The organism is Azospirillum sp. B510, from assembly GCF_000010725.1.
In the GTDB taxonomy this organism is placed as follows: Bacteria; Pseudomonadota; Alphaproteobacteria; order Azospirillales; family Azospirillaceae; genus Azospirillum; species Azospirillum lipoferum_B.
On sequence record NC_013858.1, the window covers coordinates 214539 to 230046 of the forward strand.

Annotated in this window: 17 protein-coding genes; 8 read left to right on the forward strand and 9 right to left on the reverse strand. The window is 70.8% G+C overall.

The window, feature by feature from the left end:
- Positions 1–14 precede the first annotated feature (14 nt).
- Entirely contained in the window at positions 15–815 is an 801-nt protein-coding gene (locus tag AZL_RS28295) for a cupin domain-containing protein (RefSeq protein ID WP_012977819.1), read from the reverse strand.
- A complete protein-coding gene (locus AZL_RS28300; RefSeq protein WP_012977820.1) occupies positions 812–1441 on the reverse strand; it encodes a sigma-70 family RNA polymerase sigma factor in 630 nt (209 codons plus the stop codon). Before AZL_RS28300 ends, AZL_RS28295 begins: the two co-directional genes overlap by 4 nt.
- 216 nt (positions 1442–1657) lie before the next feature.
- Here AZL_RS28300 and AZL_RS28305 point away from each other — a divergent pair, with 216 nt between their 5' ends.
- From AZL_RS28305 to AZL_RS28320, 4 genes are read left to right on the forward strand one after another with little or no spacing between them, the layout of a single operon-like run.
- A complete protein-coding gene (locus AZL_RS28305) occupies positions 1658–3055 on the forward strand; it encodes an NAD(P)/FAD-dependent oxidoreductase (protein ID WP_012977821.1) in 1398 nt (465 codons plus the stop codon).
- The gene (locus AZL_RS28310; protein WP_012977822.1) at positions 3055–3870 is read left to right on the forward strand and encodes a DUF1365 domain-containing protein; all 816 of its coding nucleotides are present in this window, start codon (positions 3055–3057) and stop codon (positions 3868–3870) included. Before AZL_RS28305 ends, AZL_RS28310 begins: the two co-directional genes overlap by 1 nt.
- A 24-nt stretch (positions 3871–3894) precedes the next feature.
- The gene (locus AZL_RS28315; protein WP_012977823.1) at positions 3895–5145 is read left to right on the forward strand and encodes an SAM-dependent methyltransferase; all 1251 of its coding nucleotides are present in this window, start codon (positions 3895–3897) and stop codon (positions 5143–5145) included.
- A gap of 30 nt (positions 5146–5175) precedes the next feature.
- Positions 5176–5703, forward strand: coding sequence for a DUF3833 domain-containing protein (locus AZL_RS28320; protein WP_012977824.1), 528 nt, complete (start codon positions 5176–5178; stop codon positions 5701–5703).
- Here the strand turns inward: AZL_RS28320 and AZL_RS28325 are convergent.
- Complete coding sequence (locus AZL_RS28325; protein WP_012977825.1) at positions 5666–6127, reverse strand: nuclear transport factor 2 family protein; 462 nt, start codon at positions 6125–6127, stop codon at positions 5666–5668. The two genes, AZL_RS28320 and AZL_RS28325, sit on opposite strands and share 38 nt — an antisense overlap.
- On the reverse strand, positions 6124–6903 hold the full coding sequence (locus tag AZL_RS28330; RefSeq protein ID WP_012977826.1) for an SDR family NAD(P)-dependent oxidoreductase: 780 nt from the start codon (positions 6901–6903) through the stop codon (positions 6124–6126). Before AZL_RS28330 ends, AZL_RS28325 begins: the two co-directional genes overlap by 4 nt.
- A gap of 430 nt (positions 6904–7333) precedes the next feature.
- Between AZL_RS28330 and exbB the strand changes: the two genes are divergently transcribed.
- From exbB to AZL_RS28345, 3 genes are read left to right on the forward strand one after another with little or no spacing between them, the layout of a single operon-like run.
- Complete coding sequence (exbB, locus tag AZL_RS28335; RefSeq protein WP_063828257.1) at positions 7334–8263, forward strand: tonB-system energizer ExbB; 930 nt, start codon at positions 7334–7336, stop codon at positions 8261–8263.
- 5 nt (positions 8264–8268) lie between these two features.
- The gene (gene exbD, locus AZL_RS28340; RefSeq protein ID WP_012977828.1) at positions 8269–8697 is read left to right on the forward strand and encodes a TonB system transport protein ExbD; all 429 of its coding nucleotides are present in this window, start codon (positions 8269–8271) and stop codon (positions 8695–8697) included.
- Positions 8694–9593 carry an energy transducer TonB family protein gene (locus tag AZL_RS28345; RefSeq protein WP_012977829.1) on the forward strand — a complete coding sequence of 300 codons (900 nt, stop codon included), beginning with the start codon at positions 8694–8696 and terminating at the stop codon, positions 9591–9593. The genes exbD and AZL_RS28345 overlap by 4 nt, the downstream gene beginning before the upstream one ends.
- Positions 9594–9622: 29 nt before the next feature.
- Here the strand turns inward: AZL_RS28345 and AZL_RS28350 are convergent, their stop codons facing one another.
- From AZL_RS28350 to AZL_RS28365, 4 genes are all read right to left on the reverse strand, one after another.
- Positions 9623–10147, reverse strand: coding sequence for a hypothetical protein (locus AZL_RS28350; protein WP_012977830.1), 525 nt, complete (start codon positions 10145–10147; stop codon positions 9623–9625).
- Between the two features lie 138 nt (positions 10148–10285).
- On the reverse strand, positions 10286–11107 hold the full coding sequence (locus tag AZL_RS28355; RefSeq protein WP_012977831.1) for a phosphatase PAP2 family protein: 822 nt from the start codon (positions 11105–11107) through the stop codon (positions 10286–10288).
- Between the two features lie 26 nt (positions 11108–11133).
- Entirely contained in the window at positions 11134–12087 is a 954-nt protein-coding gene (locus AZL_RS28360) for a D-2-hydroxyacid dehydrogenase family protein (RefSeq protein WP_012977832.1), read from the reverse strand.
- Between the two features lie 15 nt (positions 12088–12102).
- Complete coding sequence (locus tag AZL_RS28365; protein ID WP_012977833.1) at positions 12103–13095, reverse strand: phosphoribosylaminoimidazolesuccinocarboxamide synthase; 993 nt, start codon at positions 13093–13095, stop codon at positions 12103–12105.
- Between the two features lie 104 nt (positions 13096–13199).
- Between AZL_RS28365 and AZL_RS28370 the strand changes: the two genes are divergently transcribed.
- The gene (locus AZL_RS28370; RefSeq protein WP_012977834.1) at positions 13200–13964 is read left to right on the forward strand and encodes a 4'-phosphopantetheinyl transferase family protein; all 765 of its coding nucleotides are present in this window, start codon (positions 13200–13202) and stop codon (positions 13962–13964) included.
- Between the two features lie 15 nt (positions 13965–13979).
- On the opposite strand, the gene AZL_RS28375 is transcribed toward AZL_RS28370, so the two are convergent.
- Positions 13980–15407, reverse strand: coding sequence for a S41 family peptidase (locus tag AZL_RS28375; RefSeq protein WP_042446074.1), 1428 nt, complete (start codon positions 15405–15407; stop codon positions 13980–13982).
- Positions 15408–15508: the final 101 nt, after the last annotated feature.

Here is a 15508-nt window from a genome sequence, read left to right on the forward strand (position 1 = left end):
GAGGAGACGGCCGACTACAGCCCGATGAAGGGCTGCATCAGCCGTCCCATCAGTCCGGTGAAGCGCAGCGGCGCGTCCGTCGCGATCAGGCAGACGCAGTCGCGGTGGCTGTCGGCGATGGGTTGGTGGTTGGTGTCGCCATCGACCTCCGCCAGATCGCCGGGGCCGTAGCGGCCGAGTTCGTCGGCGAAATGGCCGCTCAGCACCACGGTCAGCTCCAGCCCGCCATGGCCGTGATGGGGCAGGGCGGTGCCGGGGGCGATGCGCAGAAGCTGGGCCGCCCCGCCCGAGGCGGTGCGCGGCAGCAGCTCCACCCGGCGCACGCCGGGGGCCAGACGCTGCCAGCACAGCCCATCGAGAGACGGGTTGGTGAGAGACGGGCGGGCGACAGACGGGCGATCGAGGGACGGGTTATCCGGTGACGTGCCGTCCGGCAAGGGGATGTAGGCGCGCAGCGGGTGCGGCAGGGCCGGCGCCGTGCCGGTCGCGCGCGGATGCCTGGCCGCCGACACCGGCCGGCCGCGCGGCGGGGCGGCGGACATGGCCTTGCAGGGGTTGGCGGGCGCCTCCTCCCGGTCCAGGCGGTCGAGCATGGCGTCCAGTGACAGGCTTTCCAGCGGTTCCGGCGGCAAGTCCTCCAGCAGCGCGCCGCCCAGCGCCTCGACCTGCGCCAGCGTGGCGCGGCAGTCCGGGCAATGGGCGAGATGGACGGCCACGGCCAGCGACAGCCCTTCTCCCAGGCTGCCCGCGCCATAGGCCACCAGCAGCGCGTCGCTGGGGTGGTGGTTCGGCAGGAAGAGTTGGCGGGCGGTCATCGGTCGTCATCTCCCAGCGCCTTGCGGATCTTGAGCATGGCCAGCCGCAGGCGCGATTTCACGGTTCCCAGCGGAACATTCAGCCGATCGGCGATGGCCGGATGGGCGAGGTCGGCGAAGAAGGACAGCCGCACCACCTCCGCCTGTTCCGGCGTCAGCGCCGCCAGCGCGCCGCGCAGGCGGCGGGCCCGGCGGTCGCCGTCGACAAGCTCGTCGGCGCCCGGTCGGTCGTCCTCATGCTCCAGCAACTCGTCGTCCGAAACCTCCGGATGGCGTTCACGGCGCAGAGCGTCGATGCGCAGGTTGCGGGCGATGGTGAAGACCCAGGTCGCCGCCTGCGCCTTCGCCGGATCGTAGAGTGCCGCCTTGCGCCACACCGACAGCAGCGTATCCTGCGCCAGATCCTCCGCCCGCTGCGCCGGCATGCCCAGCTTCAGCATGTAGGACTTCACCCGCGGCGCGAAATGGGCGAACAGCCGGGCGAAGGCCAGCCGGTCGCCCGCCGCCACAGCGACCAGATCGGCCGACAGCGCCGCGGCCTCCTCGCACAGGCCGTCTGCCTGACCGGTTCCAGAGCGGTCCGGTCCGGCGGCGGGCGTCAGAAGGGTGGCCAATCGAGCGATCATGGCCTGAATACGCCCGCATTTCGGCTTCGGATCACCGGCTCCGCGTCTTTTCGCCGCTGCCCGTCCGTCCGTCCATCGGCTGGCGGCGATGCGTGGGCGGGGCGATGATCCAACCGAGTTCCGCCACCGTATCCGTATCATACGGGCAAGGGCCTACCCATTTCGGGCCGGTGCCGCGCCTGGACATCCTCAAGACCCCGGAGAGGGCCGTCCATCATGCCGCTTTCAGCGCCTTCCCCCTCCGCTCCGGGTCCGCTCGACATCGCGGTCGTCGGCGCCGGCATCGCCGGGCTGTCGGCGGCCTGGCTGTTGTCGAAACGGCACCACGTCACCCTCTATGAGAAGGAGGACCGGCCGGGCGGGCACGCCAACACGGTGGAGTCCGGCCCGCTGGAGGCCGGGGGCGCCGGTCCGGTCGATACCGGCTTCATCGTCTACAACGAACCCTGCTATCCCAATCTGGTGGCTCTGTTCGAGCATCTGGGCGTGGCCACGCGGGCGACGGACATGAGCTTCGCCGCCTCGCTCGACGGCGGGCGGGTGGAATATGCCGGCAGTTCGCTCGGTACCCTCTTCGCGCAGAAGCGCAACCTGCTGCGCCCGCGCTTCTGGCGGATGATCGCCGACCTGCTGCGCTTCTATCGCGAGGCGCCCGGTCTGCTGACCGATCCGGCGGCGGAGACGCTGACGCTGGGCGACGTGCTGGACCGTGGCGGCTATTCCGACGCCTTCATCCGCGACCATCTGCTGCCGATGGCCGCCGCCATCTGGTCGACCCCGGCGGAGTCGATGCGGGGCCATCCCGCCGCCGCCTTCATCCGCTTCTGCGAAAACCACGGGCTGCTGAAGATCACCGGCCGGCCGGTCTGGCGCACGGTGGAGGGTGGCAGCCGCAGCTATGTCGAGCGCATCCTGGCCGACATGCCGGGGGCGCTGCGCCTGAACCGCGCCATCGAGGGCATTGCCCGCGAGGAGGGCCGCGTGCTGGTGCGCGATCGCCGCGGCACGCTGCGCGCCCACGACCATGTGGTGCTGGCGACCCATGCCGATCAGGCGCTGGCCCTGCTGGAGGATGCCGGCGAGGAGGAGCGCCGGCTGCTGGGCGCCTTCGGCTACGAGCGCAACCTCGCCATCCTCCACACCGACGACAGCCTGATGCCGAGGCGCCGCGCGGTGTGGTCGAGCTGGAACTATCTGGCCGGGCGCGGGGAGAACGGCGCCGGGGACGGGCGCGACGCCGTCTGCGTCACCTATTGGATGAACCGGCTCCAGGGCTTCCTGCCGCGCGGGCGCGACCTGTTCGTCACGTTGAACCCGATCCGGCCGCCGCGCGAGGGCAGCATCCTGCGCAGCGTGCTCTACGACCATCCCATCTTCGGCATGGAGGCGCTGGCGGCGCAACGGGAGTTGTGGAGCCTGCAAGGCCGGCGGCGCACCTGGTTCGCCGGCTCCTATTTCGGCGCCGGCTTCCACGAGGACGGGGCGCAGGCCGGGCTGGCGGTGGCGGAGGCGCTGGGCGGCCTGTCCCGGCCCTGGACGGTGGCGAACCCGTCCGGCCGCATCCATGTCGGCCCGGCGCCGGAGCCGCGGGTGGCGGCGCTGGAGACGGCGTGATGGCGGCGGCGCCCTTCGCCTCCGGCCTCTATCTCGGCCAGGTGATGCATCACCGGGTCAGGCCGGTGCGCCATCGCCTGTCCTACCGGGTGTTCAGCCTGTTGGCCGATCTCGACGAGCTGCCCCGGCTCGACCGCGCGCTGCGGCTGTTCGCCCACAATCATTTCGGGCTGATCGGTTTCAATGACCGCGATTTCGGGCCGCTGGACGGTGAATACGGCGCGCTGAAGGGCTGGGCCGAGGGCCAACTCGCCGCCGCCGGGATCGAGGGCGGCGGTCCGGTGCGGCTGCTGTGCTTCCCGCGGGTTCTGGGTTTCGTCTTCAACCCGCTCTCCGTCTGGTTCTGCCACCGCCGCGACGGATCGCTGGCCGCCATCATCCATGAGGTGAGCAACACCTTCGGCCAGCGCCACGCCTATCTGATCCCGGCGGCGCCGGGTCCCGACGGGCTGGTGCGCCAGCGCTGCGACAAGGGCTTCTACGTCTCGCCCTTCATGGATATGGAGACCGCCTATCATTTCCGCATCCGCCCGCCCGGCGGCGAGGCGGGGGAGCCGCTGGCCGTCTCCATCCGCCAGACCGATGCCGAGGGGCCGGTGCTGCACGCCGCGCTGACGGCGACGCGGGTGGAGCTGACCGACGGCGCCATCCTCGGCGCCTGGGCCCGCCATCCGCTGATGACCGCCAAGGTGGTCGCCGGCATCCATTGGGAGGCGCTGCATCTGTGGCGCAAGGGGCTGGCGATCCGCCCGCGCCCGCCGGCGCCGGCGCATCCCGTGACCGTGGTCAAGGCCGTCCTTCCGACCCGTTCCTGACCGATTCCAAGAAGGTTTTTCCCCATGACCGACATCGCTGCGACCACGCTTCGGCGTCACCCCCGCTGGCTGCGTCTGGTGACCGGGCGCGACCTGTGGACCGGCATTCTGGCGCGGATGGCCAGTCGCGTCCGCCGGGGCGAGCTGACCCTGCGCCTGCCCGACGGGCGGACGATGTGCGTCGGCGACCCGGCCGGGGGACCACGGGCCGACCTGACCCTGCTGGACGATGCGGCGGCGCGGCGGCTGATGCTGGGCGGCGGCATCGGCATGGCGGAGGCCTATGGCGACGGGCTGTGGCGCAGCGACGACCTGCCGGCCCTGATCGAGCTGGCGATCCATAACGAGGCGGAGTTGGGCAGCGGGCTCGACGGCAGCCTGCTGGCCGGGCTGGTCAACCGGCTGTTCCACCGCAGCCGCGCCAACTCCCGCCGCGGCAGCCGCCGCAACATCGCCTTCCATTACGACCTGGGCAACGACTTCTACCGGCTTTGGCTCGACCCCGGCATGACCTATTCCTCGGCGCTTTACGAGGGGGAGGATCAGAGCCTGGAGCAGGCGCAGGACGCCAAGATCGCCCGCGCCGCCGATCTGCTGCGACTGGGTGTCGGTGACCGGGTGCTGGAGATCGGCTGTGGCTGGGGCGGCATGGCGGAGCATCTGGCGGCGCGCCGTGGCGCCGCGGTCGTCGGGCTGACCCTGTCGGCGGAGCAGTTGGCCTTCGCCGGCACCCGGATGGAGCGGGCGGGCTTGGCCGACCGGGTCGATCTGCGCCTGATGGACTATCGCGACGTCGGCGGCAGTTTCGACCGCATCGTCTCCATCGAGATGATCGAGGCGGTGGGGGAGGAGCATTGGCCGCGCTACTTCGCCACCTTGCGCGACCGGCTGGTCCCCGGCGGGGCGGCGGTGATCCAGGCCATCACCATCGACGACGCCCGTTTCCCGCTCTACCGCCGCAACTGCGACTTCATCCAGCGCCACATCTTCCCCGGCGGCCTGCTGCCCTGCCCGTCGGCCCTGCGCGCCGAGGCGGCGCGGGCCGGGCTGGTCGTCGATCATGTGGAAAGCTTCGGCGCCTCCTACGCCCGGACCTGCGCCGAATGGCGCCGCCGCTTCCACGCGGCCGAGGCCCAGGTGGCGGCGCTTGGTTTCGACGCGCGGTTCCGCCGTCTGTGGGACTATTACCTCGCCTATTGCGAGGCCGGCTTCCGCGCCGGGACCATCGATGTCGGGTTCTGGCGCTTCCGCCGGCCCGATACCCGCCAGCCGTGAGCCGGGGAGGCCGGCGATGAGGATCTGGCGATGAGGATCGGGGATTTCGCCGGCAACGCGCCGGAATTGCGGATCGAGCGCTATTTCGCCGGGCGCACCCAGGCCTGGGGCCAGTTCGAGGACCGTTTCGGCAGGCTGCGCCGCAGCTTCACCGTCGCCATCGACGGAGGGTGGGACGGGCGGGAACTGGTGCTGGACGAGCGGTTCCTCTATGCCGATGGCGAGACCGACCGCCGGGTCTGGCGCATCGTGAAAAGCGGCGAGGGCCGCTATGAGGGGCGGGCCGACGACGTGATCGGCACGGCGCGCGGCCAATCGGCCGGCAACGCGCTGAACTGGACTTATGAGATGGCGCTGAAGGTCGGCGGCGACCGCTGGCGCGTGCGCTTCGACGACTGGATGTGGCTTCAGCCCGGCGATGCGCTGGTCAACCGGGCCAATGTCTATCGCTGGGGCCTGTGGATCGGCACGGTCAGCCTGTTCTTCCTGCCCGAAGGCCGGTTGGCGCGGCCGGATGCCGTCACTCCGGCGGCACGGCCCCCAACCGCCGCCGAATGAGGCGCAGCGGCGCGCCCAGCAGCGGCAGGCGCAGATAGAGATGCTCGCCCGAATCCCAATGGTCGATATGCTCGCTCACCCGGCCGTCGTCAGCCTGCCGCACCTCGCTGGTGCCGATCACGTCCATCCGGCCGACGCCGGTGACCGTCGCCTCGAAGCGCCAGCGCAGGATCGCCAGATCGTCGGCGAACAGCCGGTGGGTGACGGTGAAGCGCAGATCGCGGCAGCCGTCGAGCGTGTGGAGCAGCACCGCCCGCAGCGCGTCGCGGCCATGGGCGTCGTTGAAGGGGTCGCGGAACCGCACCTCCGGCACCGTCAGCGCCGGCAGCCGGTCGAGCGTGGCGTGGCCGAGCGTCTCGAAGAAGCCGGCCCAGCCATCCAGCCCCTTCCTTCTGCGCTCCTGCCGTTCGATGTCGTCGGTCATGCTCCGGTCGCCTTGCGCAGCAGGGGGAAGTAAAGCCGATAGGGCAGGCAGCGCGCCAGCTTCAGCTTGCGGGTGAAACGTCTGGGAAAGCTGATCTCGAAGCCGTCGCCGTCAAGCCCGGCCGCCAATTCGCGGGCGGCATCCTCCGCCGCCATCAGGTCCGGCATGGCGAAGCGGTTGCGGGCGGTCAGCGGCGTGTCGATGAATCCCGGACAGACCAGTTGCAGCCTGATCCCGGCGCGGTCGCAGTCGGGTTTCAGCGATTCGCACAGGTTGATCAGCGCCGCCTTGGTCGGGCCATAGGCCGCCGCCGTCGGCAGGCCGCGATAGCCGGCGACCGAGGCGACCACCGCCACCTGTCCGCGCCCGCGGGCGCGCATCCGCGGCAGCAGCGCCTCCAGCCCATGGACCACGCCCATATAATTGACCTCGATCAGCCGGCGGGCGGTGTCGGCGGAGAAATCCTCCAGCGACATCGGGATGTGGGTGCCGGCGTTCAGCACCGCCCGGCCGATGGGGCCGAAGCCGCGCTCGATGGTCTCGACGGCGGCGGCGGTGGCATCGCGGTCGGTGACGTCCAGCGGGAACGGGCGCATCCGGTCCGGCACCGCCTGGACCGTGGCCGTCAGCGCCTCCGCCGAGCGGGCGGAGAGCGCCACCCGCGCCCCCGCGTTGGCAAGATGGATCGCCAGCGCCCGGCCGATGCCGCTGCTGGCGCCGGTGATCCAGGTGACGCCTTGCGGTTCGGCTCCGCGCCGCTCCGTTGTCGCATCCATGCTCTGCGCTCCGCGCGATTGGCCTGTCGGCGGTACGCAGCCATGGACCCGTCGGATCAGCGGGTGCGGCAGTGTGACCGGTTGGCGGGCTGGAAAGTTGCGCGTAATCGGTTCTATTTCGTCGGCGAAGGAGTGATAATTTACGCGACAGCGCGGCCAATTAGCGATAGTAAGACTTATTCGCATATTGTGCGCGGCTATGCCTCGCGGAGCTTGGGCAGGGTGGCGAACCGAATTCGTTGACCTGACGGTTCGGGACCACGCGGAAAACGCGGGACCACTCGCCCGTTGCCGACGATTTCGAGTGCGAGTGCGAGTCATTCGCACTATAACGCGGTGGGGTATCCGCTCCGGAGGGGATCGCTTCGGAGGGGCATCAGGATTTAGCATCGCGCGTGCCGGACACGCGCCGAGGGGGAGTTGGACCGCCATGCCGACATTGTTTCGCCACCGTCCCGCCCTGGCCGCCGCGTTCGCCGGCGCCGGCGCGTTGATGGCCGGTGCCGCCGCCCAGGCGCAGGAGGCTGCCGCGCCCGCCGCGGCGCCGGTGACGCAGGGTATGGCGCAGGGAACGGGACACGCGGCCACCGAGGCCGCGTCGGCGGCCCTCGCCTCGCTGCCGCATGACCTGTCGCCCTGGGGCATGTTCGTCACCGCCAGCCCGGTGGTGCAGGCGGTGATGGTGGGCCTCGCCCTCGCCTCGGTCGTCACCTGGACCATCGCCATCGCCAAGACGGTGGAGCTGTCATCGGCCAAGCGCAAGGCGCGGGCGGCGCTGGCGATGCTGGAGGAGGCGCGGTCGCTGTCGCAGGCGGCGGAAAAGGTCGGCTTCAGCCAGGGCACCGCGGCAACGCTGGTGCGCGCCGTGCTCGCCGAAACCCACCTGTCGGCCGACGCGCCGTCGCGCGAGGGGCTGATGGACCGCGCCGCCTCGCGGCTGGAGCGGATCGAGGCGGCGGCCGGCCGGCGCATGGCGCGCGGCACCGGCATCCTCGCCACCATCGGCTCCACCGGCCCCTTCATCGGCCTGTTTGGCACGGTGTGGGGCATCATGACCAGCTTCATCGGCATCTCCAGGGCGCAGACCACCAACCTCGCCGTGGTGGCGCCGGGCATCGCCGAGGCGCTGCTGGCGACGGCCATCGGTCTGGTCGCCGCCATTCCGGCGGTGGTGGTCTACAACGCCTGTAGCCGCGCCATCGGCGGGCACAAGGCGCAGTTGACCGACGCCTCGGCCGCCGTGCTGCGCCTTCTGAGCCGTGACATTGACCGCCATGCCCTGCCGCGCGCCCAGATCCATGGCCAGATCCATGGCCAGCTTCATGGGGTGCAGGGCCATGGCAAGCCGGCGGCGGAGTGACGGCGATGGGTGCGCGCCTCGGCTCCGGCAACGACGACGATCTGACCGAAACCCACGAGATCAACGTCACGCCCTTCATCGACGTCGTCCTCGTCCTGCTGATCATCTTCATGGTCGCGGCCCCGCTGGCGACGGTGGATGTCCCGGTCGACCTGCCGGCCTCCACCGCAACGCCGACGCCGCGGCCGGACAAGCCCTTGTTCCTGACCATCCAGGCTGACAAGACGCTGGCGCTGGGCGAGACGAAGACCAGCAGGGAAGGGCTGGGGGCGGCGCTGGACGCCGCCACCCAGGGCGACAAGACCCAGCGCGTCTTCCTGCGCGCCGACAAGAGTGTCGATTACGGCGCCCTGACCGAGGTGATGAACAGCCTGCGCGCCGCCGGCTATCTGAAGATCGGCCTCGTCGGGCTGGAAACGGCGCCGGCCCCATGAGCGCGGCCTCGGATCACGGCGCGGCCGACTGGTTCGCCGCCACCGCTGCCGCCACCGCCGACGACGAGCGTCCGGCGCGCGGCATCGCCCGCTGGGGCGGCAGCCTGGCGCTGGCGCTTGGCGTCCATGCCGCCGCCGGGGTGGCGATGGTCGCCTGGCATGTGCCGGTCATGCCGGCGGATGCCGATCCGCCGGCCGTCCTGCTGGACCTCGCTCCGCTGCCCACCCCCCAGCCCGAACCGGCGCCGGCCATCGACATTCCCGTGCCGCAACCGGTGCCGGAGCCGATGCCGGAACCGGTGACCGAGCCGCCCCCTCCCGAACCCCCTCCGCCCGAACCGGTGGTCGAGCAACCGCCGCCGCCGCCGGAACCGCCGCCGGTGGTGGAGCCCGAGGTGGTGCTGCCCAAGCCGCCGCCCGACCCGCCGAAACCCAAGCCCGAGGTGAAGAAGGAAGCGCCGCCGCCGAAGCCGGAAAAACCGAAGCCGGAAAAGCCGAAACCGCCCCGCCCGGTGGCCCAGCCGGTGCAGCAGGCGCAGCCCGCTCCGGTGGCGGCCCCTCCTGCTCCAGCAGCCCCCGCGCCGGCGGCGCCCGCCGCCGCCAGCCGGGCGATGCCGAGCTGGCAGGGCCGCGTCCTGGGTCATCTGGAGCGGAACAAGCGCTATCCGCGCTCCGCCCAGGCCCGCCGTCAGGAAGGGGTCGCCCAGGTCCGCTTCACGGTCGACCGCGAGGGCCGCGTGCTGTCGGTCCAGCTCGACCGCAGTTCCGGCGTCGCGGCGCTGGACGAGGAGACGGTGGAGATGGTCCGTCGCGCCTCACCCTTGCCGGCTCCGCCGGAGGAGATCGGGCAGGACCGCATTGAACTGGTGGTTCCGGTCCAGTTCTTCATCCGTTGAGTTGGGGGCGCCGAGATGGAGGCGCCCCGTCACTCCGGTGTCGGTTCCGACCGCTGGCCGACGCGGCGCTGCGAATCGACTGCGGCGCGCAGGCGGTCGCGGGCGGCGCTCCGGCTGCCGGAGGTGGCGGCCGGGCGCAGGCCGTTGAGGGCGGCCAGGAAATTGGTGCCGGCGCGGTCCTTCGGTTCGGCGGGGCGCCGGGCGGGGATCGCCGGGATGTCCAGCGCCGGGATTTCCAGCGTGACCACCTCCTCCTCGGCCGGCTGACCGGCCGCCTCCGGCCCCTTCGCCCCCGCCTTCCTCACCTGATCGCGGGTCTGCTGCGCCTCCAGCCGGGCCCGCGAGACGATGCGCTCGCGCAGATCGATGTCGAGCGTGCGGAACACCCGCGAGGCCTCCGTCAGCTCCCGCTCCCCCCCGCTGTCCAGCGTGCGGCGCAGGGCGTTCGCCAGCAGGCGGCATTCCAGGACGCCGGGCACCCGTTCACGCTCCACCGCGCGGGCGAGGACGCCGACGGCTTCGAGGGTTTCGCGGTCTAGAGAGCCCTGGGGCATGGTGGTACGGCCTGATCCGAAAGGGTTAGTCCCGACACTATCGGCGGGCAAGCGACGCTATTCAACCCGCTTGTTAACCTTTCGCGCGATATGGCGGCATCCTCTTCGCCCGATCGGCCCGGTCCTGTGGGCCTTTTCCTATCGGCCCACCGCCGTCTCGGGCCGGTCCTGCTCCACGGCCCCGCGGCGTTGCAGCCATTCGGCGATCATCCAGCACAAGGCCGCCCAGGCGGCGCCGACGCTCCAGCCCGCCAGCACATCGGTCGGCCAATGCACGCCGAGATAGACGCGGCTCGATCCGATGGCCAGCGTCAGCAGCATCGCCCAGATCAGCAGATAGGCCTTGGTCCGCCGCCCTTCGACGAACTGGGCCAGCAGGGCGCCCAACGTCAGATAGACCACCGCCGACAGCATGGCGTGGCCGCTGGGGAAGCTGGCGGAGAGCACCTCGTCGCCATGCGGCACCAGATCGGGGCGGGCGCGGTCGAAAAGCCGTTTCAGCACCGTGCTGAGCGCGCCGCCGCCGCCGATCGAGGCCAGAACCAGCAGCGCCGCCGCCCGCTTGCGCAGCAGGACGAGGAAGCCCAGCGCCGCGACGGTTAGGATGGCGAGGACGGTGGTGCTGCCGAGCGAGGTGATGTCTTTCGCCATCCGCGCCAGCCACCAGGGGCCGCCGGGCAGTTCCGGATTCACCGGGTCGCGCAGCACCAGCAGGATGCGCTTGTCGAAGGCGAAGGTCTCGCCCTCCATCACCTCGCCGGCCAGCTCGACGAAGCCGAACAGCAGGCCGGCGATCACCGACAGGCCGATCAGCAGGCCCGGCTGATGCCGGCTGATCCGTGCCCAGAATCCGCCCTGATGGACTCCGCCCTGATAAACTCCGCCCTGATCATGGACCGAACCGTTTCCGGCCCCGTTCCCACCAGTCCCGTTCCCACCAGTCCCGTTCCTCGACTGCACCGCCACCCTTGGCCTCCGTAGCCCGTTCAGGCGGGAGAGAGCAGCCGCACCGGTGATCCGGCCGTCCAGGCCAGGATGTCCTCCAGGGCGTCGCGGTAGAACACCGCGTAATTCTCCCGCGTCACATAGCCCAGATGGGGCGTCAGCACGGTGTTGGGAAGGCCAAGCCAGAGGCTGTCTTTCGGCAGGGGTTCGACCGGGAAGACGTCGATGCCGGCGCCGCCGATATGGCCGTGCCGTAGCGCATGGGCCAGCGCCGCCTCGTCGACCAGCCCGGCGCGCGAGGTGTTGATGAAGAGGGCGGTCGGCTTCATCGCGCCGATCTCCTCCGCCCCGACCACGCCCCGCGTCCGCTCGCTCAGCACCAGATGGACGCTGACCACGTCGGAGCCGGCGAAGAGGTCGCGCTTTTCGACGCGGGTCACCCCGGCCTCGGCCGCGCGTTCGTCGGTCAGGTTGGGGCTCCAGGCCACCACCTCCATGCCGAAGGCCTGCCCGACCTTGGCGACCTTGCAGCCAAGCTTGCCGAGGCCGACCAGGCCCAGCCGCTTGCCGCCGAGATCGCCGGTCAGGCCGGTCTGCCAGCGGCCCTCGCGCAGCGCCCGCTCTTCGGCCGGGATGCGCTTGGCCAGGGCGAGGATCAGCCCCCAGGTCAGCTCCGCCGTCGGCGCCCCGACCATGCGGGTGCCGCAGACCGGGATGCCGCGGGCGGCGCAGGCCTTCAGGTCGATGGCGTTGTTGCGGGCACCGGTGGTGACCAGCAGCTTCAGGTTCGGCAGCCGCCCGATCAGCGAGGCGGGGAACGGCGTGCGCTCCCGCATGATCACCAGCACGTCGAAGGGCTCCAGCGCCGCCGCCGCCGCGTCCTGGTCTGCGAGCGGTTGCTCGAAGACCGTCAGGCCGCTTCCCGCCGGAAGCCGCGACCAGTCGGCGAGGTCGCGGGCGACCCCCTGATAGTCGTCGAGAATGGCGACGCGCATGGAACCCACCCCGTCTTACTTGCTGAAGTAGGGCGCCAGGTTGGCGCGGATGCGGTCCAGCACCGGGACGGCGGTCGCCGGCACCTCGAACGGGCGGCCGGTGATGGTCTCGCCGGCCTCGATATAGACGCGGGCGGCTTCCAGAACCACGTCGCCGGGGATCTCGGGAATGTCCTGGGTGTAGGGATCGCAACGGGCGACGACCCAGTTGCGGACGAAATCCTTGTCGAAGCTCTCGGGCTTGCCGCCACTCTCGAACCGCTCCTGATAGCTGCCGGCGAACCAGTAGCGCGAGCTGTCGGGGGTGTGGATCTCGTCGGCCAGCAGGATGTTGCCGTCGGCGTCGAAGCCGAATTCGTATTTGGTGTCGACCAGGATCAGGCCGCGCTCCGCCGCCATCTTCTGGCCGCGGGCGAACAGGGCCAGCGCCTTCTCCGACACCTCGTCCCACTGGGCGCTGGTCAGCAGGTTGCGCCCGACGATCTCGGTCGCGGTCAGCTCCTCGTCATGGCCGGCGTCGAAGGCCTTGGTGGTCGGGGTGATGATGGGGGCGTCCAGCTTCTGGTTCTGGCGCAGCCCGTCGGGGAAGACGTGGCCGTACATCTCGCGCCGGCCCTGCTTGTACATCGACCAGATCGAGGTGCCGGTGGTGCCGGCCATATAGTCGCGGACGACGATCTCGACCGGCATGATGGTCAGCCGCTTCGCCACCACCACGTTGGGGTCCGGGTATTCCAGGACATGGTTGGCGCAGATGTCCTTCGTCGCCTCGAACCAGAAACGGGCGGTCTGGGTCAGCACCTGCCCCTTGAAGGGGATGGCGGTCAGGATGCGGTCGAAGGCCGACAGACGGTCGGTGGTGATCAGGATGCGCCGCGCCCCGTCGCCCTGGTCCGGAAGGTCGTAGTTTTCCCGCACCTTGCCGCGGTAATGATTGGGCAGCTCCGGGATGAAGGCGTCGCGAAGAACGTTGGTCAGGTGCGGGGCGAGCAGGGCGGTGTCAACCATGGGATCCTGGTCCGGATGCAGGGGCGGATGCGAGAGGCGCGCATGATACCCGAAACCCTCGGCGGAGCCAGGACGCTAAATTCAAGGGGGAGGATCGCGGTCCGATGCATGACGAGATCATTATGGCGCCGGCGGGCGGGCGGGCGGACGATCATGTCCCGGCGCCGGGGACCATCCGCGTCTGGTTCGCCGATCTGGCCGGTCTGGCGGCGTACAAGGGGGCGATGCGCGCCCTGCTGTCGGACGACGAGCGCGAGCGTGCCGGCCGTTTTCTGATGGAACGGCTGACCGACCGCTTCATCCTGCGCCGCGGGCTATTGCGGCTTCTGCTGGGCCGCTGCACCGGCCGCGATCCGGCCGGGCTGGTCTTCGATTACGGCACCCACGGCAAGCCGTCGCTGCCCGGCGGCCCGGCCTTCAACCTCAGCGACAGCGAGGACAGCCTCGCCATCGCCGTGGCGGCGGAGGGGCGGATCGGCGTCGACATCGAACGGCTGCGCCCGATCGAGAGCGCCGACGGCATCGCCGACCGCTTCTTCCACCCTGCCGAGCGGGCGGCGTTGCGGGCGCTGGAGCCGGCGCGGCGGGACGAGGGGTTCCTGCTGGCCTGGACGCGGAAGGAGGCCTTCATCAAGGCGGCCGGCGTCGGGCTGTCGATGCCGCTCGACCAGTTCGCGGTGGAGGTGACGCCGGGCGCCCCGCCGGCCATTCTGGAGATCGGCGGGGAACTGCGCGGAGAGGTCGGCGTTCCGGCGGACTGGAGCCTGTTCGACCGCCGGGTGCTTCCCGGCACCATCGCCGCCGTCGCGGCGCATGGAACCGGCTGGACGGTGGAGACGCGGGTGATCGATGCGGGATTCCTGGGGTAGAGGATCCCCTCTCCCTCACTCCCCGCCGGCCTGGGCGCCGGTCAGGCGGTTGCGGATGGCCGAGACGGCGCATTCCAGCGGACGGTCGTCGTCGGGCTTGGGCGCCTTGTCCATCACGTCGGGGCACATGTCCTGCGCCATCCACACCTGCGGCTTCGGCGGCACCGGGGCGTTGGGGTCGCAGGTGGCGGGGTCGGGATGGGTCTCCTCGGTGCTGCCGTGGGTCGGCTTGACCTCCAGGTTGGGGGAGACGCCGAAACAGTCCACCAGCGCCCCCGACGGGCGGTAGTAGCGGGCGGTGGTCAGGCGGATGCCGGTGTCGGCGCTGAGCGAGGAGATGGTCTGCACCGATCCCTTGCCGTAGGAGCGCGAGCCGAACAGCAAGGCGCGGTGATGGTCCTGCAGGGCGCCGGCCACGATCTCCGACGCCGAGGCCGAGCCGCTGTTGATCAGCACCACCACCGGCAGCCCGGCCAGCAGGTCGCCGGGGGTACCGCGGTAGGTGCGCGATTCCTCCGGATCGCGGCCGCGCACCGACACGATGTCCACCGTCTCCAGGAAGCGGTCGGCCACCTGCACCGCCTGCTCCAGCAGGCCGCCGGGGTTGTTGCGCAGGTCGATGACGGCGCCGGCCAGCTGGCCCCGCGCCTGCCGGCGCATGTCCTCGATCGCCGCGTCCAGCGCCGTCGAGGTCGACTGGTTGAAGGTGGCGATGCGGACATAGGCGACATTGCCCTCCAGCCGGTAGCGCACCGGCTGGATCTTGACGATGGCGCGGGTCAGCGAGACGCGGGTGCCGGCCTCGGTCGAGGGCGGGCGGCGGATCGACAGGGCGACCGAGCTGCCGACCGGCCCGCGCATGCGGGCGACGGCGTCGTGCAGGTTCAGCCCCTTCACCGCCACGTCGTCGATGCGGGCGATCAGGTCGCCGCTGCGCAGGCCGGCGCGGGCGGCGGGGGAGCCGTCGATGGGGGAGACGACCTTGATCAGGCCGCTTTCCTCGTCCATCGTCACCTCGATGCCCAGCCCGCCGAACTCGCCCTGGGTCTGTTCGCGCAGGTAGCGGTAGCGTTCGGCGTCGAGGAAGCTGGAATAGGGGTCGAGCGAGCCCAGCATGCTGTCCAGCGCCGCTTCGGTCAGCATGCGGTCGCTGGCGCGCGGGTTCTCCTCCTTCTTCTTCCTCAGCCCGTCCTCCGCCTTGTCGACCAGCACCTGCGGGTCGAAGGGCTTCACATGCTCCGTCAGGACGCGGCGCATCGCGTCGGAGAACAGGACGTAATTGCGGTCGGCGGTCGACAGCGAGCCATAGCCGCGGATCTTGGCGAAATCGCCGCGGTAGCGGTCGAGCGCCGCGACGGTGTCGGCCCGGCTGGTCGGCGCCACCGCGCAGGCGGGCCCGATCGCCACCATCATCAGCAGCAGGGCAGCCAGCAGTTTCGCCATCCTCGCACCCTCTTGACTGGCCGATCCGGCCGGCGGTCTCACGCGCATCGTTCACTTACACCAGTGTTTCGCCGGATGCCCCGACCCTAGCACGTCGTTTG